We start from the raw sequence: 22795 nt of genomic DNA on the forward strand, positions 1-22795 counted from the left end.
AAACCATCAAGCTATAAAGCTCTTTGCTTCAGGCACTTATTCAATATAACCAACCTACCTTAATCTGTCAACTATTTTTCCCAAATATTTTGGGATGGCTTTTTCGTCTGCTGAAATTGCCCACAGTGCGGGGTTCTAGGCAACAATGGTTTATGCACTGTGCCAAGTCAGGAAGGAGCAAGGGTGAATTTTCAGTCCGTTATTGCTTTATTGCATCAGTTTTGGGGCGATCGCGGTTGTCTCATCGCCCAGCCCTACGATATTGAGAAGGGGGCTGGTACTAAGAATCCGCAGACATTTTTAAGAGCTTTGGGGCCGGAACCGTGGGCTGTTGCCTACGTTGAACCATGCCGTCGCCCGACAGATGGGCGCTACGGCGAAAATCCCAATCGCTTCCAACACTATTATCAGTACCAAGTTCTGATTAAGCCGTCGCCAGATAATATTCAGGAGATTTATCTGGATTCGTTAAGGGCTTTAGATGTTCGTCCTGAAGACCACGATATTCGGTTTGTAGAGGATAACTGGGAAGATGCGACGGTCGGAGCTTGGGGCACTGGCTGGGAAGTATGGTTAGATGGAATGGAAATTACTCAATTTACCTACTTCCAACAGTGTGGGGGTATTGATTGCCGTCCGGTGTCGATTGAGATTACTTATGGGTTAGAGCGGCTGACAATGTATCTCCAGCAAGTAGAGGCAATTACTAAGATTCATTGGACGGACAACATTAGTTATGGTGATATTTATCTTCAGGGAGAGATTGAGCAGTGTACTTACAACTTTGAAGCGTCAAATCCTCAGTTACTACTGACATTATTTAATTTGTATGAGCAAGAAGCTACCCAATTGACGGAGCGAGGATTGGTCTTGCCTAGCTTAGATTATGTAATGAAGTGTTCACACACGTTTAATCTGCTGGATGCTAGAGGTGTTATATCGGTGACGGAGAGAACTCGCTATATTGCCAGGATTCGCCATTTGGCTAGAAAGGTGGCTCATTTATATATTGAGCAAAGGGAGAAGTTGGGTTTTCCTTTGCTAAAAGATACTGTGAGTTCAACAGTAAGCCCAATATCCTAAAGGGTGCGGATAAATAAACTAAGTACAGCTTTGGCTAAAATCGTAGCGTTTTTTAACGCAAAGGGACGCAGAGGAAAGCGCAGAGGTTCGCAGAGTTTTTTTAGAGGATTCGCTAAGATCTTGCAAAATTTTGTACTAAGTATAAATTTGTGTAAAATGTTAACATTTTTACACGCAGAGTCTTGCCAAATTAAATTCGCTACGAGTTTGTGTTCTGTTTATCCATGCTGCGCTGAGGTTTAAGGTAGGTATATCTTTCACTATTATACGGCTTTTGCTAAAGGACAGAAATACGGTTAAATATTGAGTCTAAAAGATTAAAGCTACAAGGATAAGGCTCGCCTGTGCGGGCTTTATTTGTACTTGATAGGCTATATTTCACCACAAGGATAAAAATTTTTCGCTGTTGCTGATTACAGAGATGAAAAACTCACGCAGAGGCGCTCCAAGCGCAGATAATAAAAGTTTGGAATATATTATTTTTCAATTTCATAGCCAAATTCAACAATGTTGATTTTTCTCTATTGCAGCCATAGCTATTTTTAAGTCATCTGCAAATTCGGGTTGTCAGGTGCTTTTACAAAAAATCTTATGATTCAAACCAGTGGTGTAATTATTTGTCTTGGCTACATTTTTGGGTTGCTGTTTACAGCAGTTCCTTGGGGTGGTGTGTGGGTTTTGCTTCTGGGGATAGTGGGAGCAATGATCTTCAGAAGACGCACTCTCTTGCGACAATTTGCTCAGAAATCTGAAAATGCTGGAAGCAAAACAAAGGCGGTGCCTAATACCTGGCAAACTATTCCCCATCCTCGAATATGGTTAGCTGCTGGCTTGGTGGGATTATTGGCAACTATATATTTTCAATGGCGTGTGCCGCAACCAGATGCAAAAGATATTAGTCAGTTCGTCCCGGCGGGAAATAGCAGTAATCAAGAGCAACTTGTAATTGTTCGTGGCGAAGTGGCGAGTAATCCCCGCTTAACTCGCAGTCAACGAGGACAATTTTGGTTGGAAGTGACTCAGCTAGATGAGGTTAAAAATGAAAAGGGTTCAGCAGATGTCTCAAAAGGGGTGACAGGGAAATTGTATGTGACAGTGCCTATTCTTCAAGCTACTGGGTTATACCCTAGTCAACAAATTGCTGTGACTGGGATTTTGTACAAACCAAAGGCGGCTTCCAATCCTGGTGGTTTCGATTTTCAAAAGTTTCTCAAGCAAGAAGGAACGTTCGCGGGTTTGATTGGGCGACAAATAAATGTTTTGGATCAGGAACGTAAATGGGGATGGTGGCAAATCCGGGAACGAATTGTCCGATCGCAAGTTCGTTGGTTGGGTATCCCAGAAGGACCTCTTGTCAGTGCAATGGTTTTAGGTAGCAAAGCTGTTGATTTACCTTACGATATCCGCGATTTGTTTGTACAAGCCGGATTAGCTCATGCTTTAGCAGCTTCCGGGTTCCAAACTTCTTTGATTTTGAGTGTGATCTTACAGTTAACAAGGCGTGCAAAAAAAGCAACCCAATTTACCATTGGTTTTTTGGCTTTAATTATTTTTCTGAGTTTAACTGGTTTTCAACCTGCGGTTCTCAGAGCCGTAATTATGGGTTTTGCAGCATTAGTTGGTTTGCTATTAAAAAGGAAGGTAAAACAGTTCGGATCATTACTATTAGCGGCAACTTTATTATTAGTGTTTAATCCTCTATGGATTTGGGATTTAGGTTTTCAATTGAGTTTTTTAGCAACACTGGGATTAATCGTAACAGTACCCGCATTGGTCAATCGTCTAGCATGGCTTCCACCTGCGATCGCAGCTTTGATTGCTGTTCCCCTAGCTGCCACTATTTGGACTTTACCTGTGCAACTTTTTGTCTTTGGGGTTGTACCATCTTATAGTTTGTTGTTGAATGTGGTTAGTACTCCATTAATTTCGATTATTAGTATAGGTGGAATCATCAGCGCTTTAGTAGGTTTAATTTGGACTCAGGCTGGAAGTTTTTTAGCTGCGGTATTACATTACCCGACTGATTGGCTAATTAAGCTAGTGGAATTTTTTAGTAAGCTGCCAGGAAATTCTGTTGCTGTAGGGAGTATATCTACTTGGCAGCTTTTGGCGATTTATCTACTGATTATGATGGTTTGGCTAGTTCCTTGGTGGCAAAAGCGGTGGTGGTTTGCTAATTTGATTGCGATTGCTTTAGTATTCATCCCCCTTTGGCATTCTAAAAATACATTGTTTAGGATAACTGTATTAGAATCTGGTACGGAACCAATTGTAGTTGTTGAAGATAGAGGTACTGTAACTGTAATTAATAGTGGCGATGAAGGTACAGGACGCTTCACAATTCTACCGTTTTTGCAGCAGCAGGGTGTAAATCAAATTAATTGGGCGATCGCAACTCATTTCCAAGGCAATGAAAGTAATGCTTGGTTGGAATTACTGCAACGTTTACCTATCAAAAACTTTTATGAATATTCCCCTAAACCAGAAAATTCCATTGCGACTCAGGCAATCCAACAAGAACTACAAAAGTATCAAGGAGCTTACCAAGCGTTAGAAGTTGGTCAAGCTGTGAAAACCGGTTCAATAGTGGCGCAATTAATCAACGATCAATTACCTATTTTACAATTGCAAATTTTAGAGCAAAATTGGTTATTAGTAGGTAATATCAAGTCTCAAGAGGTACAAAAACTAGTTAAGAGTGGTAATTTACCTCGTCCCCAAGTGTTATGGTGCGCCCCTCAGTCATTAAAAGATTTAGTTATTGCTCTGCAACCACAAGTAGCGATCGCTTCTTCTGCCAACTTTGATACAAAAGCTTTATCGGAACTAAATCAAAGCCAAACCAAACTATTTTTTACAGGACGAGATGGGGCTATTCAATGGACGCCTAACGGTGAGTTTGAGGCATTTATTGAAGCTACAGAAAATAAGTCTTCTGTCTTATAAGAAACTCAAAACCAAGTAAATTTAAAAAAATAATATTTATTTTTAAGCAAGACTAACTAAAGATAGATGTATAGTCATTCGCAAGGAAGTAACCTCTCAAAAGCTCTGATAAAGGTCATTTTACTAGTTTTACAATATTGCTGAACATATTCCCGATATAGTCCAAATAGTCCATTAGATGCTTGCTGGCATGAAAGTTTTCGGTACTTTATAGTTCCATATATTTGTGGAGAAAGATTTGACTTAGAACAACTAAAACAAATTTTAGATCCCAAGCGCCAGGGTTATGCGATTGGCAACCCACGATCGCCAACGTCTATTGCGAGAATTAGGCGATCGCGGTATCTTTGACGCAGAAGCATTTAAACGACTTAAGTTAGCAGCTGTTCTCTTAATGACAGCGATGGGTATACCAATGCTGTGGATGGGAGAAGAGTTTGGCGAATATCAGCAAAAAAGCGAAGATGTAACTAAGCCACATAATATTAATTGGTCTTTGTTGTCAGGAGCGGATCTACTACCAGAGCATACTGATGGCTCCTGATTTACTTAGTCTCCTAGAGTGCAATGCGTAGGAGCAAAGATGATTCTACATCCACCTTGATGGCTGTGATATTATGGGAGACTGCTACATACATTTAGAAAAACTAGAAATTGAATCGATCATGGCTCTGACGCAACTGCGGAAACAAGAAATAATTTCCAACTACCAAGTTCACGAAACCGACACTGGGTCGGCCGATGTCCAAGTTGCCATGCTAACTGAGCGCATTAACCGCCTCAGCGAACATCTCCAGGCAAATAAAAAAGACCATTCTTCCCGGCGGGGACTGTTAAAGCTAATTGGTCAGCGCAAGCGTCTTCTAGCTTATATATCGCAGGAAAGCCGGGAAAAGTATCAAGCTTTGATTGCTCGTCTCGGTATTCGTGGATAGGAATTACCGCTTATGTCTGCTGAAGAATCTGAACGCAGTCGCTTGCCCTTTGAACCAAACAAAAAGCGCCGTAAACCAGCACAGCCACAAGAATCTGGCAAACAGGCTGATAGAAAACGGTCTTACACAAAACAAGAAATGGCTATTCCCCAAGTAGTCAGCCAGCGCATGATCCGCCGGGTAGCTGGGTTCTGTGGTGTACCAACAGCTTTGGGCATTAGCGTCCTGGTTGTCAGCTATCTGCTTGCTATCTATTCTAAAGTCCAACTACCTCCCATCGCCGTGTTATTGGTGAACATGGGATTATTTGGTTTGGGGGTTTTAGGGATAACTTATGGCGTTCTTTCTGCCTCTTGGGATGAAGAAAGAGTCGGAAGTTTGCTGGGTTTGGGTGAGTTCAACACCAATTGGGGACGAATGGTGGCAGTTTGGCGCGAAAGTCGGCAGAAAAACTCATAATTAACGGCGCTCAGGTATTAGATAACTGCGGTATTGGGTAAATGAAGAAGTGAATGTTGAAGTTGAAATTTTATAACTTCAACATTGCTAATTAAAATGATTTAATATTTTTTATACCCTGTATCCAGTTTTTAAGCAGTAAAAATACTGACTGAGCGCTATCTTTTGTAAATAAATTTTGTTTTTAAGTATTCGTAATTAGACTAATAAGTAACAATAAAATTAGTCAATTTACAGAAAATTTTACTCAATTAATAATCAGGAACTTTTTACATGATTATAGTAATGAAAAGTGGTTCTCCAGAGGCGGAAATAAACCGCATTGATGAAGAACTAACTAGCTGGGGGCTAACTCCAGAAAAAATTGTTGGTCAACACAAAGTAGTTATTGGTTTAGTAGGTGAAACCGCCAGCTTAGATCCACTACAAATTCAGGAACTTAGCCCCTGGATTGAGCAAGTGTTGCGGGTAGAGCAGCCTTACAAACGAGCCAGCCGCCAGTACCGCCACGGCGAAGCTTCGGAAGTCGTGGTTAATACTCCTAATGGAGCGGTGGTATTTGGTGAACACCAGCCTTTGGTAGTGGTTGCTGGCCCTTGCTCCGTAGAAAATGAAGAAATGATTGTGGAGACAGCGCGGCGCGTCAAAGCGGCTGGAGCTACATTCTTACGCGGCGGGGCATACAAACCCCGGACTTCACCTTACGCCTTCCAAGGACACGGCGAGAGTGCTTTGGATTTGTTGGCGATGGCGCGGGAAGTGAGTGGACTAGGTATTATTACAGAAGTGATGGATGCTGCTGACCTGGATAAAATTGCGGAAATTGCTGATGTAATCCAGGTGGGGGCAAGGAATATGCAGAATTTCTCATTGCTCAAAAAAGTGGGAGCGCAGCCGAAACCAGTTCTGTTGAAGCGGGGAATGGCAGCTACTATTGAAGATTGGTTGATGGCAGCAGAGTATATTCTGGCATCTGGCAATCCTAATGTAATTTTGTGTGAACGGGGAATACGCACTTTTGACCGTCAGTATACGCGAAATACACTGGATTTATCAGTAGTGCCAGTGTTGCGAAAGCTGACTCACCTACCAATTATGATTGACCCCAGCCACGGCGTAGGGTGGTCTGAGTTTGTGCCTTCAATGGCAATGGCTGCTTTGGCAGCTGGCACAGATTCCCTGATGATAGAGGTTCACCCCAACCCTGCCAAAGCTTTATCCGACGGGCCGCAATCTCTCACACCAGATCGTTTCGATAGCTTGATGCAAGAATTAGCAGTGATTGGTAAGGCGGTGGGACGCTGGCAGCAACCAGCAGTGGCTCTAGCTTAAAATTCAGTTGCAACTTTGCGATCGCCTATCTCAGCATACTAGAAGCGATCGCCTAACTGTCCGTCTGATCTAATACCAATTCACAAAAATCCTGATACATATAGATTTCTCGTAGGGGCATGGCATTGCCATGCCCTTATTTCTACTCAAAACGGTTCACCACAGCGATTACTGTACTTGTGTGGGGAAAGCACCAGGTCGTACAGCTATGTTAAGACTTTGCCCATTGCGACGTAATTCCATACGTAAATCGCCCCCGACTTGGCTATTTTCTACTGCTTTTTGAACACTGCTGGCATCTGTGACTGCTTGTCCGCCAAGCTTTTGGATCACATCCCCAGCCCGTATCCCTGCTTTAGCAGCTGGTGAATTTGGCACAACTTTTACAACTAATACACCTTTATCTTCATTCACACTCAAACCGCTATTGGGATCTGAGTTGATATTTTGTTTTAGCTGAGGCGTTAACCCTACCATCTGAATTCCCAGATAAGGATGTTCTACTTTGCCTGTAGCTATTAGTTGACTGGAAATGCGTTGGGCTGTGTTGATAGGAATAGCAAAGCCTAATCCTTGTGCGCCTTGAATAATGGCTGTATTCATGGCAATTACCTCACCACGGTAATTTAGCAGAGGTCCACCGGAGTTACCGGGATTAATCGCTGCATCGGTTTGAATATACTCTACTCGCTTATCAGGAGCGCCGATTAGATCGCTATTACGCCCGGTAGCACTGATGATTCCGGTAGTTACTGTATTATCTAATCCAAGGGGGTTGCCGATAGCGATCGCCCATTCTCCGGGTAGGAGTTTATCTGAGTTACCCAAAGCTACTATCGGTAGATTGTCCGCCTGAATCTTGACAACAGCAACATCGGTCAACTCATCTTTTCCTAACACCTTACCTTTAAAGGTACGCCCATCCTTGAGGGTTACTGTTACTGTATCAGCACCATCGACTACGTGAGCATTGGTGAGAATACGACCATCAGCACTAATAATAAAACCTGAACCAGTACCCCGTTCTACCCGATTTTGTGGTTGTTCTGGTATTTGAGAGCCAAAAAAGTGTTGAAAAAATGGATCGTTGTTAAATCCATCTGGTATCTGGGTTTTTACGGTTCGTGAAGAGTCAATCCGCACTACAGCAGGTCCCACCTTTTGCACCACCTGGGTAACAAAGTTAGGATCTGTGGTAGCTGCTAATGGAGGAGCAGCATTTACTGGACTCACTGCCAAATTAGATGCACTTTCAGACACCTGCTGAGGGTGTCCAGCCATATAGCCGCCTGCCAATGTCATACCTGATCCCAGCAGCACCAGCGATAGAGAGGCGGCAGCCTTTTTCCAGGGTGCTCGATTACGGTATGTGGCTTCAGCAGTGTTATGTGAAATGCTATTTGATGGGTGTTCTCTGTCGCGAGATTCGTTTTGCATTGCTGTCTGGAAGGATATTTAGATGTATTACTAATGTAGATATAATTTGTGACAGTTTTGTTGCGCAGGTATTGCGTTGTTGTGAAAACTTTGGTATTTTACTGAACCGTATTTGAATTATAGTCATTCGTAGAGGCGCACAGCGCTGCGTGTTCTATGAATATGCCTGAAGGAATAAAAATGGCACAGGGGAAAATCTTACTTAAACCTGGCACTTTATGGACAAGTGTTAAAGAACGGACTGAACATGCTTTGCAATGCGGGGCGTTACTCTCGATTCCGACAGAATTTGAATTTGTTGAACAGGATGGCGTGGGCTTTTTGGTGCGGATTTTGTCTAACCTGAATCGCAAAAAAGCAGCTAAGGAGAACCAGGAAAAACAATCTGCTACTTCTGGTGAAGAGTTTAATCCTTTTTTGCCCTACGAACAAGATTTATTTGTGGCGGATATTTCTGATACCCATGTATGTATCTTGAATAAATTCAATGTTGTTGATTATCACCTGCTAATCATCACCCGCGCCTTTGAGGAACAGGAAAGTTTGCTGACTCTGGAAGATTTTACAGCTATGTGGGCATGTTTAGCTGATTTCGATGGTTTAGTTTTTTACAACAGTGGTAAAACCGCAGGTGCGAGTCAGCGACACAAGCACTTGCAATTAGTGCCACTACCACTTGCACCTTCTGGGCCGCAGATACCTATTGAACCTCTGCTAACAGCAGCACAATTTCAGGAATCGATACCTTCTGGTGCGTCCGCTATGCCAACGGTGGGCTTTACCAACGCAATACCAAAACTTCCTTTTGTACACGCTTTCGCACCATTAAATCCCGATTGGGTGCAGTCGCCATTGGCAGGGGGAGAAGCAACTTTGGAAGTTTATCGGACTTTGCTACATTCTGTGGGAACTGGTGCTTACAATCTGCTAGCGACACGAGAATGGATGTTAATCGTACCGCGATCGCAGGAGCATTTCCAGTCTATCTCTGTGAATTCATTAGGATTCGCTGGTGCTTTACTAGTGCGGAATGCAGCAGAAATGGAGATTCTCAAAGCCCAAAAACCGATGACTATCCTCAAGAGCGTTGCTGTATGCTAAGTTGATGCAATATATACGAAGATATTTGGATCAAATTATATACCTGACTCCGAAACGCAGATATCAAATTTTTTAGGCAATACGCTTGCGTTGAAAAACGTAGACGCTCTCGCGTTTGCGTCTCGTGATGAAAAAGGGGCTGGGAATAACCAGGAGAATAATAACTCAGTACTCCTAACTCAGCACCGACTAAACCATAGCTATTAGCTAACAGCACTTAGCACTTCTGAATGCGGTTATGATTAAAGAGGATAGCATCCAGGCTGGGAGAATAACTTTTTAGCCAAGATACTTTTTGGATTGTAAGCTACTTTTTGAAATCACTTTTATAATGGATATTACTGAACTCTTTGAATTTTCAATTGGATGATGGCGATCGCACCATACCGATCATTATTTAGTATTCACCCACTTTGAGCAAGTGCTTTCTAATACTAACATTGAGACTCTATCCGTCGATGAGTCGGCGGTGGTAGAAATCTGTCTGGATAAATCTAGATAAAGGTATGGATATTGAAACCCACAAGCAAATATCGCGGCCAGCCCCTGGTCTTTGGCAGTTTGAAAAACGGGAAAGTTTTGTTGATGAATTATGTGCGGTGAGCGCTTTATGTCGATTCAGCTTGAATCTGTTAAATCTAAAATGTTACCTCCACAAGCTGAAAAAAAGATGCGCTGCTGGATTCGCAGTCGCCACTTGATTTGTTCGGGTAACTTTTTTATCTTCGAGACATTAGAATATACCACCATTGAAAGATTCTCTCAATGTGTGGCTTCTTTAGGAGGAACAGTAATATCCGTTGAACCCATTAATAAAATTTGGATGGGCGATCATCGTCAAGTCATTTTATATCAGGCAAAAGCTAGTTTGCATACGCCTCATCATACTTTGAAACAATACTGGATAAAATCTGGTAGTGGATACACCAAATTTGATGAGCGTGTTTGAGAGTTACTATCCTGCGGAAATCTTTCTGACAGGCGTCTATACTACAATTCAAAATTAAGTTTTGAATTTTAAATACTCCCTAAGGGGGTTGACGGCTAATTGTTAATGTCTAATTGCTAATTTTTTTATAATGATTAGCTGTTGGTTATTAACAGTTAGCCGTCTAAGTTTGTTAGAGAATATAACTAAAAAATTTTCCAAAACTTGATAAATTAATGTTAGTTGTAAACGACAAACGTTTTAGTACAAGTTAAAAATCTAGCGTAGTTTACCGCCGTAGGCATCGCATGAGATAATTCTATAAAGTGCGTAGACGCGTAGCACCTTATCGCCAAACATCGTCTCAAAGTTTCACCAACTCCAAATCGCGTTTTGCCCGTTGGATGGCTCCCTCTTTTAACTGTTCTCTTAGATTGATTAAGGCTTTCTGAGCAATATAATATTGTACAGCTTCGTTAATGAATTGACTGCGATCGCGTAGCGTCTCCTCTGAAAAATCGCCTTTTTCAATAACTTGATCAATTAGTTCAATTGTCTCATCTGGCAAAGTGATGTTAATCAGATTTAATTTTCTCAAAGCCTTATGTGGTTTGAGTCCTGGTGTATTTAACTCTGATTCAGGCTCGTCAATATTTAGATGCGTTTGCCCTGTCATCAGGTTGACAAGTCAACATTTTGTAGAAGGAAATTCCGAACATTTGAAATGAAATAATCAAAGTAATTATATTCTTTACCTCTATAGAAAATCACAGTGCAACTAGCTTTAATTTCATCCAAAAAAGTTGTCACCTCTTTATAATTTTCAACCCCTAGAACACACCAGTTTATTCTAGACAGTAGAATATGATGAGCATCATCATGTTCCCGCAACTTAGATATAGATAAACTAGAGATGTTATGATAATTATTGACAAAAATGGGATTGCTGATTCTACTTAATACAGCAGTCAAATTAATATCAATATTTCTTTGGACGGTTGTTATGTGGACAACATAAATTAATTCCTGCTCAATTACTTCATAAGGAAATATATTCTCTTGTAATCCAAGTATATGATCTTCATAATACTGTTGAATTTGAAGAATATTTAGAGTTTTCAACTCTTGGTATATATTTTTGACGTAAGATCCATCTTGATTTCTCCAGGCAATACAATTACTGAATGAACGATTTATGAAAATTGGTGGTTTATTAACATCTGGTATTTCTATCGTGTCGAAACTGAAGCATGGTAAATCAATTAAATCATTAACTAAAACCTTGAGATGAAACTTCTTGTAAAGACTATCAAAAATAATTGATTTGTTATTGATAAACTTTAATCCAAATTCATCGAATAGACTTTCTGCAAATTCATAATGAGAGAATCCAGCCATATACGTGATAAAGTTGCTTTCAGAATTAGATAAATTGTCTCTTTCTTTCAATGCTTCTTTTAAAGCTCCAATTGTAGGTTTTTGACACTTGTTAGTGATATCTAAAAAGCTATTCATTATTTTCCTCTACCCTGTGGTAAGTTGGGATGCGATCGCACTGAGAGGATTGCCAAGTAATTTTATTTGGTAATATAGCGCTTCTCGTTTACCTGAAATACATCCGTAGGGGTACGGCAGTGCCGTGTTCCTACACCCCGCGATATAATGTTGTACCGCTTCTGAATGGGAACCGCTATATCTTTACTTACGCACTCTACAAATGCATTGTGATGTGAATTAACGATCTTGAGGAAGTTTTCAGGCTTTTCTTAATTATCGTGCGATGCCTACGGCGGTAAACTACGCAAATAGGCCATGCTGTAGGGAAGATTGCTGTGCGCTTACCAAAAATGTGGTTTTTAAATTACGCATATTTGCGATTTATTATCAATGCGTAAGTCCTATAACTAATAACTTTAAGAAACCTGATTAAAGAGAGCAACGTCTACAAAAATAACCATTCAATCCATTATGAAACCTTTACTAAAACAAACTTTTAACTTCTTTTGGGGTTCACTAACTGCTAAAACTTTCGCAGGTGCTACTGCGATTATATTGTTATGCGCTTTTATGACTAAACCAGTAGTTGCTGAAGTCCCAAGGTTTACCGATGTTGACGCTGATGTTTATGCCAAAGAGATTCAAGAGGCTGTTCAGAAAGGGCTTATTGCAGGCTTTACTTCTAATAATACCTTTCGTCCCACGTTAGGACTGACACGGGAACAGATGATGTCGATGGTAATAAACGCGCTTAGTAAGATACCTGCCAGCCCTTTGACTGTGCCACATGATCCACCAGCAGCAGCAGCAAACTTATTGAAAGTGACCAGCCAGCCTTTCCCAGATGTAAAGGTAACTCGTTGGAGTGCTGCAATGATTGAGTGGGCAAAAGATAACGGGATTATGCAAGGCTATTCTGATGGCACTTTTCGTCCTACGCAAATAGTAACCCGTGCTGAGTTGATGGCGGTATTGCGTAAAGCCGTTCAGTACGCCGAAGACGGGGGAGGAGGTTCAGGTATGATAAACTTGCAGCAGGCGATCGCATTCAGTGATATATCTAATCATTGGGCGCACAAGCAAATTATAGAAATGTCTGCCTACTGTGGTGTTGCAACTCCCGTCAATGAAACTGGAAATGCCTTTTATCCTAATCTTGGGACACAGCGCAATTATGCAGCAGCAGCCACATTACGGATGCTCAACTGTCTTAGGAGGTAAGACCAATTCTGCGTTGTTTAATGTATTAAAAGTAGCCCAGTTTTAAAGTAAATATTTAATAGTAAGGTGCGTTAAGACAGAATTTAACCGAGTACCGTGGGTTTAAATCCCCCGGTTCAAAAAATAAGCAAGTTTTGGGTCGGGGACTGCGAATGCAAAGTTGCTCCTCTACAGCGCTCCGCGCATCCTGCGGCGGGGGAAACCCCAAGACCGCACTTTGCGCTAAATCCCCGTCACAAAACTTAATTACGAATTACGAATTACGAATTACGAATTACGAATTATTTTAACGCACCCTCATTTATTACAATTTCAACTTTTCACCGCGAATCGAATAATCTAACAACTCCATCGGGTGAATAACTGAAATCTTTTTACCTTGTAATTGCAAATGCTTCGTAATTTGCAAAGTACACCCCGGATTAGCAGAAGCAATTAACTCAGCACCAGTATTCAACAAATTCTGCACTTTTTGCCGACCCAATTCTTCAGAAACTTCCGGTTGCAGCATATTATAAACTCCAGCACTGCCACAACACAAAGCTGCATCTATTGGTTCTCTCAACTTCACCCCTGGAATTTGCCGCAACACCTGACGCGGTTGCACACTAATCTTTTGTCCATGCAATAAATGACAAGCATCTTGATAAACTAAATTCAAAGGTTGATCAGTCAGTGGTGAAAGTTTTGCTGTTAAGCCAACAGTTGCTAAAAATTCTTGAGCATCTTTAACTTTAGCTGCAAAATCCTTCGCCTTTTCCCGATATTCTGGGTCACTTTCTAAAATGTGACCGTATTCCTTCAAAGTATGACCGCAACCAGCAGCATTGATAATTACAAAATCGACATTTGTGTTAGCAAAACTATCAATCATCTGCCTTGCTAAAGCTTTCGCCTGTTCTGTTTGTCCTTGGTGTTCGGGAAGCGCCGCACAACAACCTTGAGATTTCGGAATCACAACTTCACAACCATTCGCTGTTAAAACCCGCACAGTTGCTTCATTCACTGGGGAAAAAAACAGCCGTTGCACGCAACCCAAAATCATCCCAACTCGGTAGCGCTTTTCACCTTTAGCGGGAATCACAGTAGGCAAATTATCCTGAAAAGATTTGAGAGTAATTTCTGGCAGAATAGATTCCATTGCTGCCAAACGGGGCGATATTTTATTGAGTAAACCCGTAGCGCGAAAAAATTTAGCGAATCCCAACTTTTGATAAACCAACAACGGAACTAGTAAAATCCGTAAAAGGTTGGGATAGGGAAACAGAGAAAATATCAGTTGACGAAAAAATTGATCTGGTAAACTGCGGGGATAATTCCGTTCAACTTGGTGACGAGTTGCAGAAATTAACTTGTCATACTGCACACCAGAAGGACAAGTACTCACACAAGCAAGACACCCCAAACAAGAATCAAAATGTTCTACAGTTGCCGTATTTAGAGCAATCTCACCCTCATTAATTGCATCCATTAAATAGATACGTCCTCTAGGAGAATCCATCTCCTTACCCAGCACCCGATAACTCGGACAAGTCGAGAGACAAAATCCACAATGTACACAACTATCAATTAACTTTGGGTCAGGCGGATGATTAACATCAAACCCCTTCAAATTCTTTAAACTAGCTGTATTATTAACAGAATTTTCTGAAACTTGCATATTTTTACCTTTCCCCTCTCTATCTCAGCGTTCTCTGTGTCTCTGCGGTTAGTTAAAACTAAATTCCACCCACAAACCGACCAGGACTTAAAATATTCTTACTATCAAACTGTTCCTTAATACGCCGCATCAACGGCAAACCATTGCCCGTGTAGCCCCAAACATCTATTTGTTCTTTAACCGCCATTGGTGCTGACAAGATTGTTAAAAAACCACTATGAGCTTGAGTGCGATCACGCACTTTCAAAACTTGATTTTTACTCTCTAATTGTAACAAACCTAAACCACTACTAATATGAATTAAACCTAACTCCACCTGAGTCAAAATCTCCACGGCAGCAGTAGGTAACACTCCTATTTTGCAGGTAATTACTGATTCTGTAGCAGTAGTATGTATTCGTTCTTGCAATCTCTGCCATAGATTAGCTTCATCACCATCGGCAAAAATTGCCCCATCTAAACCCAACTTTTGCCCTACTTCCAAAACTCTGTTTGATTGTTCCTTAACACTCTCACTAATACTTTGAAAGCGAGCAATTAATCCCAGTCCTTCACCCAAACCTAAGCTAGACACCAATTTAGTCGATAGCAAATCAGCCTGAACTGGTGTTAAAGCTGAACCTCGAAGGATATCAGCCGCTTGAGATACAGCCTCAGCTTTACCCGTTAGTACTACCGTCCCCGATGTCTCTGATAGTGGATACAAGCGAAAAGTTAGTTGACTAATAAAGCCTAATGTGCCATAACACCCAGTAAGCAACTTCATCAAGTCATATCCGGCAACATTTTTAACTACTCTTCCCCCAGCTTTAGCGATTTGTCCATCAGCACGCACAAAAGTAATACCTAGTAACTGGTCGCGCACACTACCATAGCGTTGCCGCAGCGAACCTGTATCACCTGTGGCAACAATACCGCCAATAGTTGCCGATTCTGGTGCAGTGGGGTCAAGGGCGAGAAATTGCCGCGACTTTACCAAAAGCGTTTGCAAATCACAGAATTTCATCCCAGCTTCTACCGTGACAGTCAAATCGCCAACAGCGTGTTCAATCAGTTGATTGATGCGTTCTGTACTGACTACAACATCAATGCTTTTGGCTAAACCACCCCAGTTGAGTTTACTGCCACTACCACAGGGGAGGACGCGCCAGTTATTTGTGTAAGCTGTGGCGATAACTGTGGCTAGCTGTTCTTGGGTGCGAGGATAGACAATACAACTGGGAAGTTTCCCAGAAGCTACAGCCTGTTGGATACGTTTTTGCTGATTGAGTTCGATATTTTCCCAAAGGCAAACAGCATTTTCTTCGCCGACAATAGATGCAAAATCAGAAGCGCAGACGGCTTGCGGCCTGTCGTTAGACATTGCTTTCATTGAGTTTATTTTTTTTATGCCCTACATCTAATTTACTGGCTAACCTGACCAAAAAAGCACATTGCCATTAATCTACGGTGGTTTTAATATAGGGAGCGATGCTTACGGCGGGTTGCGCCAACGCTAGCTTGTAATCAGCGCTCACTGCTAGCCAAACTAAAATAAAGTTGTTTTTCAAGCGATCGCTTAGATAAAAAGCTAACAATTACCGACTCTTCTGGTAAAAAGTTGAGCTTTGTTAAAACTGAATAAAGTTTATGATGCTCTTGTATTAAGAGCGATCGCGCTTAGGTTGGATAAGTGTAATACCTTATGCAATCTATAATTTTGGGAATTTGTTTATAAGCTTTGAAATTACCAGAAAAAAATAGTAGATGAGTGGAATTTCCTCATCTACTACAGCTAGAGTTAGGAGAAAGTTGGCATATTTACAATATATTTTATGTAAATAAGCATAAATAACACTAGTATTAAATGAATAGACTAGATAAGTCTAGGTATAGTCTATTGATTTAAATCTCGCTCTAAAAGTGTAATTTCTGAGAATAAATTTGTGTTGCTTTAATTAATTTTAAAAAAAGGTAGCAGAGGGGTATAAATTACCCATCCGCTACGAGTAAACGGAGGTATAAACTTGACTATTTAATTGGCATGAACCAATTCTTGAGGCGCTGCGGCATCATATTCTACAGCTTTCACAAATTCTTTGAGAACGTCTTTGAGTCTTTGCTCAATTTCCTCATCTAACAGGACGCTGTGATCGGCTTGTCGTTGAACTTGTTTGTCTACCGCATAAATAGTAGCTAGGATATGCCGCGCTCCTAATTCAGATAACACAGGTTTGAGTGCATATTCAATTGCCAATAAATGAGCGATCGTCCCACCAAGAGCAATTGGTAACACGGGTTTACCTGTCAATGATTTTTGTGGCAGCAAATCTAGAAATGTTTTTAGTACTCCTGTGTAAGCAGCTTTGTAGATTGGGGTGGCAATAATTACACCATCTGCCTTTGCTAATAAAGCTTTTGGCTGTTCTAAAGCAGGGCTATCGTAACGTCCAAAAACTAAATCTTCAGCAGGCAAATCTCGAACTGAAATAATGTCTACATGCAAGCCTTCTTGTTGTAAAAGCTTGGCAGTGTATTCGACAAAACCGTAAGTTCTAGATGGATGGGTTGGACTACCTGCGATCGCTAGAATATGAGTCATTGAATTAAACTCCCAATTTCTAAAATGGGTTGACTATGTTTTGTGGTTTTGGTCTTCATAGCTGATGCTGTATTGACCTGATCACTCAGACGTTTGTAGGGACGGCGCAAACTCATACTCTCTACTTAAGCAGGATCGACATTAACTTGATCCACGTCAATACCTTGATTTCGCAATATCTCAGTGAGAAAATCTCCTGATGCTGTCATCATGCCACATTCGGTATGATTAATAACGATGATTTCTTTGGTGCCAAAAAACTGTGTAGTTAACATCGCTGACCGAATAGCATCATCCGTCACTAAGCCCCCGGCATTACGGAAAATATGAGCATCTCCTTCACCAATTCCTAATGCTTTTTCTACAGGTAAACGTTCGTCCATGCAAGCCAGCACCCACAAGCGTTTATTATTAGGTATCCCTAACTGACGACGCAATGCCCATGCTTCTTTTTCTGAGATTTTTTGGTCAATTTCCTCGTGCAACATGGCTGGTAATTTTCTAGTTCTTAATTACTAGGATATGGACGTTGCTCTTTCTTGATGCTGTTGCTTAGGGAAATCTTCATTTGCCACAATCTCGCCAAATGGACTTAAGACATGTTGCTTCTCTACTGCTGGCAGATTCTCTAAGGGCAAATGGGGAAATAGAAGTTCTGCAACTCGATAAGCTTCCTCTAGGTGGGGATAGCCAGAGAGAATAAAGGACTCAATACCCAAAGAAGCATATTCCAACATCCTGGCAGCTACGGTTTGGGGATCGCCGACTAAGGCCGTTCCCGCACCACCCCGTACCAAACCAACTCCCGCCCACAGGTTCGGGCTTATCTCTAATGACTCACGATTACCGTGGTGTAACTGAGTCATTCGGCGTTGTCCAACTGAATCCATCCGGGCATAAGCTTTTTGGGCTTTAGCTATTGCTTCCTCATCTACATACTTAATCAATTGATTCGCCGCATCCCAAGCCTCACTCTCGGTTTCCCGCACAATCACATGTAGGCGAATCCCAAACCGCAAAGTTCGGCCTTCTAGTTGTGCAAGTCTGCGAACTGATTCAATCTTCTCGGCTACTTGCGCCGGTGGTTCGCCCCAAGTTAGATAGACATCTACATGCTTGGCAGCAATTTTTTGAGCAACAGCAGAGGAACCGCCAAACCACAAGGGGGGATATGGCTTCTGGACGGGTGGAAACAGCAGTTTACCATCTTGGATATTAAGGTAGTCGCCCTGATAATTGGCTTGTTCTCCACTAGCGATCGCTCGCCATACTGTCAAAAATTCATCTGTTAATTCATAGCGCTGATCGTGATCCAAATGCAAGCCATCCCCCGCTAACTCTACGGGATCGCCACCTGTCACCACATTAATCAGCAAGCGTCCTTCAGAAACGCGATCAAAAGTCGCCGCCATCCGCGCTGCTACCCCAGGTGATACTAAGCCGGGACGAATCGCCACCAAAAAACGCATCCGTCGCGTTAGTGATACCAGCGAAGATGCTACAATCCAAGCATCTTCGCAAGAGCGGCCTGTAGGTAGCAATGCCCCTGTATAACCAAGGTCATCCACCGCTTGGGCTATCTGCCGGAGATAGGGAAAGCTTACTGCCCGACCACCTGTAGCTGTTCCAAGGTAACGTCCGTCGCCATGAGTTGGGATGAACCATAGTAGCTGCATGAATCCTGTCCTTCTAAACTACGGTAATTCTATCGAATTACCGTTCTTTATTTGTAATTTTTACAGTATCACATATTCCACTTAACCAAGCAAGAACTTTTTTAGAAAACTCCGGTATCCTTATCAAACCAATGTATATTAAGCGGTGTTCAATAAGATAGCGATCGCAAAAGTCCCTATGCCGCTACCAATGCGCTGAGTCGTACAATTCAAGGTTGATGAAGATGATAATTGACAAATAAATAACTAGTTAGTTATTATTTGTCTATGGCTAGAACTCCAACCATCACCCACTCTCAAATCCTTGAGGCTGCCCGTGCAGTCTTCCTTGAACGGGGATTCAGTGCCACCACGACGGATGTTGCAAATCGTGCAGGTATCTCAAGTGCCAGCATCTTCAAGCACTTTCCAACCAAAGAAGCCTTGTTCTTCGCTGCAATGTCTGAAACACCCCGCGATCGCATTTGGGCAACAGAACTCGCAACTGAAATTGGCCATGGTGACACTCGCTCTGACCTTCTAAAAATCGCATTAAGGATTGCATCTTACTCAGGTGAGTTGCTGCCACGAATGATGCTGGCGTGGTCAGTACGACAACCTGGTGAGATCGTCATACCGCCCGGAATAGAACCCGACTTCGCCGCGCTCACTGCATACATCGGGCGTGAGATGGCGCTCGGACGCATTGTGCGAGGCGACCCGACCATTCCGGCTATGACTATGCTGCATACCGTTGTCGGTTTCACCATGAGCCAAACTTTGCAAAACAATGCTGTTCACCTTGACACAAGCAGCTTTCTTGAGGATTTTATCAATTTGCTATGGCGAGGGCTTGATCCTAACGTACAAACAGCACGATGATTTTTTTGGAAAGTTAATAACTAACTGATTAGTTATTAACTTTGCTTCTATAAAACGCCCTTGAACTTTCATCAGATCCTTACTCAACTCTAAAGAGCAACCATCATGACTACAACCCACCAGAACATTTCTCTTGAACAAGTTGATATGAGCTCACCTAGTTTCAGAGCCAATCCGTTCCCGACTTTCAAACGCTGGCGAGATAGCCGATCCATCGTTCCAGTTCAAGCGTTTGGGGAACGCGCCTGGATCATCACCCGCTACGACGAAGTGCTGGCTGCTCTCGCAGACGAACGCCTCGTCAAAGACCGTAGTAATGCTCAAGATCCCAATAAAAAGCAACAAAAAATGTGGATACCGGGATTCCTCAAGCCCCTCAAGAGCAATATGCTCGACTCGGACATACCTGATCACACCCGCTTGCGTTCTCTGGTGCATCAGGCGTTCATGCCACGACTGATCACGCAAATGCAAACCCGTATTCATCGCCTCGCACACGAACTAATCGATCGCGTCCAAGCCAAAGGCGAAATGGATTTAATTCAGGACTTTGCGTTGCCAATTCCAATGGTTGTAATCAGCGAAATGCTTGGTGTTGCAGAACAGGATCGCGCAGCCTTTCATCGTTGGTCAAACGTCATGGTCAAAGTCAGTAAACCCATTGACGGTATTCTTGCTATCCCCAGCCTGTACCAACTTGTTAGCTTTCTACGCCAACTTTTGGACGAACATCGCCTAAATCCGCAAGATGACTTAACCAGCGCTCTGCTGCAAGCTGAATCAGAAGGCTCGAGATTATCCGAAGACGAATTAATTGGCATGATTGCGCTCTTGCTAACTGCTGGTCATGAAACTACAGTTAATTTAATTGGTAATGGTGTGTTGGCATTACTAACGCACCCAGCAGAACTTGAGCGCTTACGTAACGAACCTGCACTGATGAAATCCGCAGTCGAAGAAATTGTGCGCTACACACCTCCAGTATTGTTCGCCACAACACGCTATGCCCGTGAAGACCTGGTGATAGCTGGCACACTGATTCCCAAAGGTGAGTTAGTGCTTGCTGCACTTGGATCGGCTAACCATGATGAATCAAAATTTTCAAATCCAGAAACCCTAATACTAGATCGACAAAACAATAAACACGTCGGTTTTGGGTCTGGTATACATCACTGCCTTGGCGCACCTCTGGCACGGCTTGAGTCTAACATTGCGTTTCAAGTGCTGTTTGAGCGTTTGCCAAATATTCGACTCGCTATCAATCCCGAAAATCTGCGTTGGAATTCTAGTCTGATTATTCGAGGCGTGAAAGCAATTCCTGTCAAGTTCTAAATTGACCTACTATACTCAGTTTATCAGGACTAATTCAGAGCGTAGACGCAAAGCGGCTTGTCGTCACACATCGCTGATTATAGTTATTAATGTAGGGAATCCCGTACTAAAGTTGATTGCCCAGTTAACCTAAAAATAGAAAATAATAAATATATGGACAAACGATATTTTTTACAGGCTAGTGCAGTAATAGTCGGCACAGCATTATTATCAAGGTATATCAATTGGGGGTCAGAAGCGATGACAACTTCTAATAGTGGATTTGAAATTACCAAACCTGAAGAAGAGTGGCGCACGATTTTAACGCCAGAACAGTTTAATGTATTGCGTAAACACGGGACTGAACGCCCTCACACCAGCCCATTGGACAAGGAATACGACAATGGGACTTATTATTGTGCTGCGTGTAAACTGCCACTGTTTACATCTGATACCAAATTTAATAGTGGTACTGGCTGGCCTAGCTTTTTTAACCCGATTGAAGGTGCGATCGCTACTACTGTAGATCGGTCATTGTTTATGACCAGAACTGAAGTGCATTGTAGTCGCTGTGGTAGCCATCTGGGTCATGTTTTTGACGACGGACCTGCACCCACAGGCAAGCGCTATTGCATGAATGGGGTTTCATTGAAGTTTACTCCTGCCTAATTTAGTTGCGACGCCGAATAGCCCGTCGTAGACATCGCACGCACTAACCTAAATTATGAAATTTGGAGGCTTGACCAAGGGTGAATAGATTGTTGACAATAACTTCTCCTACTCAATGCTACTGGACGAAGTATTGTCAATTTAAAGAAATACAACTCTTGGTCTTCGCTAAAGTTATTTACCTAAATATTTCTATTTGTTTGGCTCGTTTTTCTCCTTTTTGTCTTTGGGATCTTTTTTAGGTTTTTTAACCTCTTTATTACTTTTTCTTTCCTTCGACATTAGCGTTCTCCAATTAGATTACTTAGTGAAAGCTTCCAAATTCTGCCGTCAGGAAATCAGGAGATGACTTACCTGATATTTTTTAAGGCAAAAAAGAAAGTATCAAACATAAATGCCACTAACTACTATGATACGGTGTTGTTTGATTATCGGGGTTAATCCAAAATTTAAAATCCAAAATCCAAAATCCTTTGACTATTGTTCCAACAACTTCATCCTCTGCCACCAAAGATTTAGCGGATAATAGACCACAGGTGCCCACAGACTACTAAGAATGGCAGAAGCTAGGGCGACACGCCGGTAATATGTCCAAATATCTGTTACCTTGCGCTCATTCCCCATCAAAGTTAATTGCAACCCAAAAATAGTTTCTGCCAAAACTGCCATAACAAAGACAATTACAGCAATCGAAATAAAATCTTCTTCGATAAAACGCTGTTTTTGGAGCAGAGCAGTTAAAATTCCTACTACACCTAAACTAAGGGCATGAGTAGGGTTAGGTGATGTCATTGAATCTTGAAGTAGCCCCAGAATTATACCTGCCAATGCTCCGGCAAAGACTGTGCGCTTCACACTCCAAGCTACCACCCAAATTAACAGCCAGTTAGGGGCAATTCCCAATAATTCCATACCCGGTAGGCGGGTTGGCAATAACAGTAAACATAACAGTACAGAACTAGCCGTCACCATCCAACCCAACAACTGACGGACACCGGGATGCCAACGAGAAAGTGACTGGATTCGGAATTTCGATTTTCGCTCTGACGATTTTGGCGAGTTCTGCCTGCTACCACCAAATGCAGGAATCTTCATTTT

At 42.1% G+C, this 22795-nt stretch carries 23 protein-coding genes; 13 read left to right on the forward strand and 10 right to left on the reverse strand.

Going from position 1 to position 22795, the window contains the following annotated elements; translation table 11 throughout:
- The first annotated feature begins 183 nt into the window (after positions 1 to 183).
- From glyQ to aroF, 6 genes are all read left to right on the forward strand, one after another.
- On the forward strand, positions 184 to 1083 hold the full coding sequence (gene glyQ, locus V7K73_RS23530; RefSeq protein ID WP_334883664.1) for a glycine--tRNA ligase subunit alpha: 900 nt from the start codon (positions 184 to 186) through the stop codon (positions 1081 to 1083).
- A gap of 591 nt (positions 1084 to 1674) precedes the next feature.
- Positions 1675 to 4029, forward strand: coding sequence for a ComEC/Rec2 family competence protein (locus V7K73_RS23535; RefSeq protein ID WP_334883554.1), 2355 nt, complete (start codon positions 1675 to 1677; stop codon positions 4027 to 4029).
- A gap of 286 nt (positions 4030 to 4315) precedes the next feature.
- Positions 4316 to 4573, forward strand: a complete 258-nt coding sequence (locus V7K73_RS23540; RefSeq protein WP_334883556.1) for an alpha-amylase family glycosyl hydrolase — start codon at positions 4316 to 4318, stop codon at positions 4571 to 4573.
- 121 nt (positions 4574 to 4694) lie between these two features.
- Entirely contained in the window at positions 4695 to 4964 is a 270-nt protein-coding gene (rpsO, locus tag V7K73_RS23545) for a 30S ribosomal protein S15 (RefSeq protein ID WP_041565894.1), read from the forward strand.
- Between the two features lie 12 nt (positions 4965 to 4976).
- Positions 4977 to 5423 carry a PAM68 family protein gene (locus V7K73_RS23550; protein WP_334883558.1) on the forward strand — a complete coding sequence of 149 codons (447 nt, stop codon included), beginning with the start codon at positions 4977 to 4979 and terminating at the stop codon, positions 5421 to 5423.
- 273 nt (positions 5424 to 5696) lie between these two features.
- A complete protein-coding gene (aroF, locus tag V7K73_RS23555) occupies positions 5697 to 6755 on the forward strand; it encodes a 3-deoxy-7-phosphoheptulonate synthase (RefSeq protein WP_334883560.1) in 1059 nt (352 codons plus the stop codon).
- A gap of 168 nt (positions 6756 to 6923) precedes the next feature.
- Here the strand turns inward: aroF and V7K73_RS23560 are convergent, their stop codons facing one another.
- Positions 6924 to 8192: an HhoA/HhoB/HtrA family serine endopeptidase gene (locus V7K73_RS23560; protein WP_334883562.1), complete on the reverse strand. Its 1269-nt coding sequence runs from the start codon at positions 8190 to 8192 to the stop codon at positions 6924 to 6926.
- A 180-nt stretch (positions 8193 to 8372) separates the two neighbouring features.
- On the opposite strand from V7K73_RS23560, the gene V7K73_RS23565 reads away from it, so the two are divergent.
- The 3 genes from V7K73_RS23565 to V7K73_RS23570 all read left to right on the forward strand — a co-directional run bounded on the left by V7K73_RS23565 (position 8373) and on the right by V7K73_RS23570 (position 10242).
- Entirely contained in the window at positions 8373 to 9293 is a 921-nt protein-coding gene (locus tag V7K73_RS23565) for an ATP adenylyltransferase family protein (RefSeq protein WP_334883666.1), read from the forward strand.
- 421 nt (positions 9294 to 9714) lie between these two features.
- Complete coding sequence (locus V7K73_RS29945) at positions 9715 to 9795, forward strand: hypothetical protein (protein WP_442936788.1); 81 nt, start codon at positions 9715 to 9717, stop codon at positions 9793 to 9795.
- A 108-nt stretch (positions 9796 to 9903) separates the two neighbouring features.
- Positions 9904 to 10242, forward strand: coding sequence for a CpeR family transcriptional regulator (locus V7K73_RS23570; protein WP_334883564.1), 339 nt, complete (start codon positions 9904 to 9906; stop codon positions 10240 to 10242).
- Between the two features lie 343 nt (positions 10243 to 10585).
- Here V7K73_RS23570 and V7K73_RS23575 read toward each other — a convergent pair whose 3' ends face one another.
- Together V7K73_RS23575 and V7K73_RS23580 are read right to left on the reverse strand one after the other, a co-directional pair.
- Positions 10586 to 10897 (reverse strand): ribbon-helix-helix domain-containing protein, encoded by a 312-nt coding sequence (locus V7K73_RS23575; RefSeq protein WP_334883566.1) that lies wholly within the window; start codon positions 10895 to 10897, stop codon positions 10586 to 10588.
- A complete protein-coding gene (locus V7K73_RS23580) occupies positions 10897 to 11736 on the reverse strand; it encodes a hypothetical protein (protein ID WP_334883568.1) in 840 nt (279 codons plus the stop codon). The genes V7K73_RS23575 and V7K73_RS23580 overlap by 1 nt, the downstream gene beginning before the upstream one ends.
- Positions 11737 to 12189: 453 nt before the next feature.
- Here V7K73_RS23580 and V7K73_RS23585 point away from each other — a divergent pair, with 453 nt between their 5' ends.
- Positions 12190 to 12939: an S-layer homology domain-containing protein gene (locus V7K73_RS23585; protein ID WP_334883570.1), complete on the forward strand. Its 750-nt coding sequence runs from the start codon at positions 12190 to 12192 to the stop codon at positions 12937 to 12939.
- A 304-nt stretch (positions 12940 to 13243) separates the two neighbouring features.
- Here the strand turns inward: V7K73_RS23585 and V7K73_RS23590 are convergent, their stop codons facing one another.
- The 6 genes from V7K73_RS23590 to ssuD form a co-directional block, all read right to left on the reverse strand.
- Positions 13244 to 14599, reverse strand: a complete 1356-nt coding sequence (locus V7K73_RS23590; protein WP_334883572.1) for a (Fe-S)-binding protein — start codon at positions 14597 to 14599, stop codon at positions 13244 to 13246.
- Between the two features lie 58 nt (positions 14600 to 14657).
- Complete coding sequence (locus tag V7K73_RS23595; RefSeq protein WP_334883573.1) at positions 14658 to 15971, reverse strand: FAD-binding oxidoreductase; 1314 nt, start codon at positions 15969 to 15971, stop codon at positions 14658 to 14660.
- A 67-nt stretch (positions 15972 to 16038) separates the two neighbouring features.
- Positions 16039 to 16176, reverse strand: a complete 138-nt coding sequence (locus V7K73_RS23600; protein WP_334883575.1) for a hypothetical protein — start codon at positions 16174 to 16176, stop codon at positions 16039 to 16041.
- Between the two features lie 437 nt (positions 16177 to 16613).
- Positions 16614 to 17180, reverse strand: a complete 567-nt coding sequence (ssuE, locus tag V7K73_RS23605) for an NADPH-dependent FMN reductase (protein WP_334883577.1) — start codon at positions 17178 to 17180, stop codon at positions 16614 to 16616.
- A 125-nt stretch (positions 17181 to 17305) separates the two neighbouring features.
- Entirely contained in the window at positions 17306 to 17668 is a 363-nt protein-coding gene (locus V7K73_RS23610; RefSeq protein ID WP_334883579.1) for a beta-class carbonic anhydrase, read from the reverse strand.
- Positions 17669 to 17695: 27 nt separating this feature from the next.
- Entirely contained in the window at positions 17696 to 18856 is a 1161-nt protein-coding gene (gene ssuD, locus V7K73_RS23615; protein WP_334883581.1) for an FMNH2-dependent alkanesulfonate monooxygenase, read from the reverse strand.
- Positions 18857 to 19123: 267 nt separating this feature from the next.
- On the opposite strand from ssuD, the gene V7K73_RS23620 reads away from it, so the two are divergent.
- The 3 genes from V7K73_RS23620 (at position 19124) to msrB (ending at position 21697) form a co-directional block, all read left to right on the forward strand.
- On the forward strand, positions 19124 to 19717 hold the full coding sequence (locus V7K73_RS23620; protein ID WP_334883582.1) for a TetR/AcrR family transcriptional regulator: 594 nt from the start codon (positions 19124 to 19126) through the stop codon (positions 19715 to 19717).
- A 105-nt stretch (positions 19718 to 19822) separates the two neighbouring features.
- On the forward strand, positions 19823 to 21049 hold the full coding sequence (locus V7K73_RS23625; RefSeq protein WP_334883584.1) for a cytochrome P450 family protein: 1227 nt from the start codon (positions 19823 to 19825) through the stop codon (positions 21047 to 21049).
- Positions 21050 to 21202: 153 nt separating this feature from the next.
- A complete protein-coding gene (gene msrB / locus V7K73_RS23630; protein ID WP_334883586.1) occupies positions 21203 to 21697 on the forward strand; it encodes a peptide-methionine (R)-S-oxide reductase MsrB in 495 nt (164 codons plus the stop codon).
- Between the two features lie 477 nt (positions 21698 to 22174).
- Here the strand turns inward: msrB and mreD are convergent, their stop codons facing one another.
- Positions 22175 to 22792: a rod shape-determining protein MreD gene (mreD, locus tag V7K73_RS23635; RefSeq protein ID WP_334883588.1), complete on the reverse strand. Its 618-nt coding sequence runs from the start codon at positions 22790 to 22792 to the stop codon at positions 22175 to 22177.
- Between the last annotated feature and the right edge of the window lie 3 nt (positions 22793 to 22795).

This window comes from Nostoc sp., from assembly GCF_036916975.1.
Lineage (GTDB): Bacteria > Cyanobacteriota > Cyanobacteriia > Cyanobacteriales > Nostocaceae > Nostoc.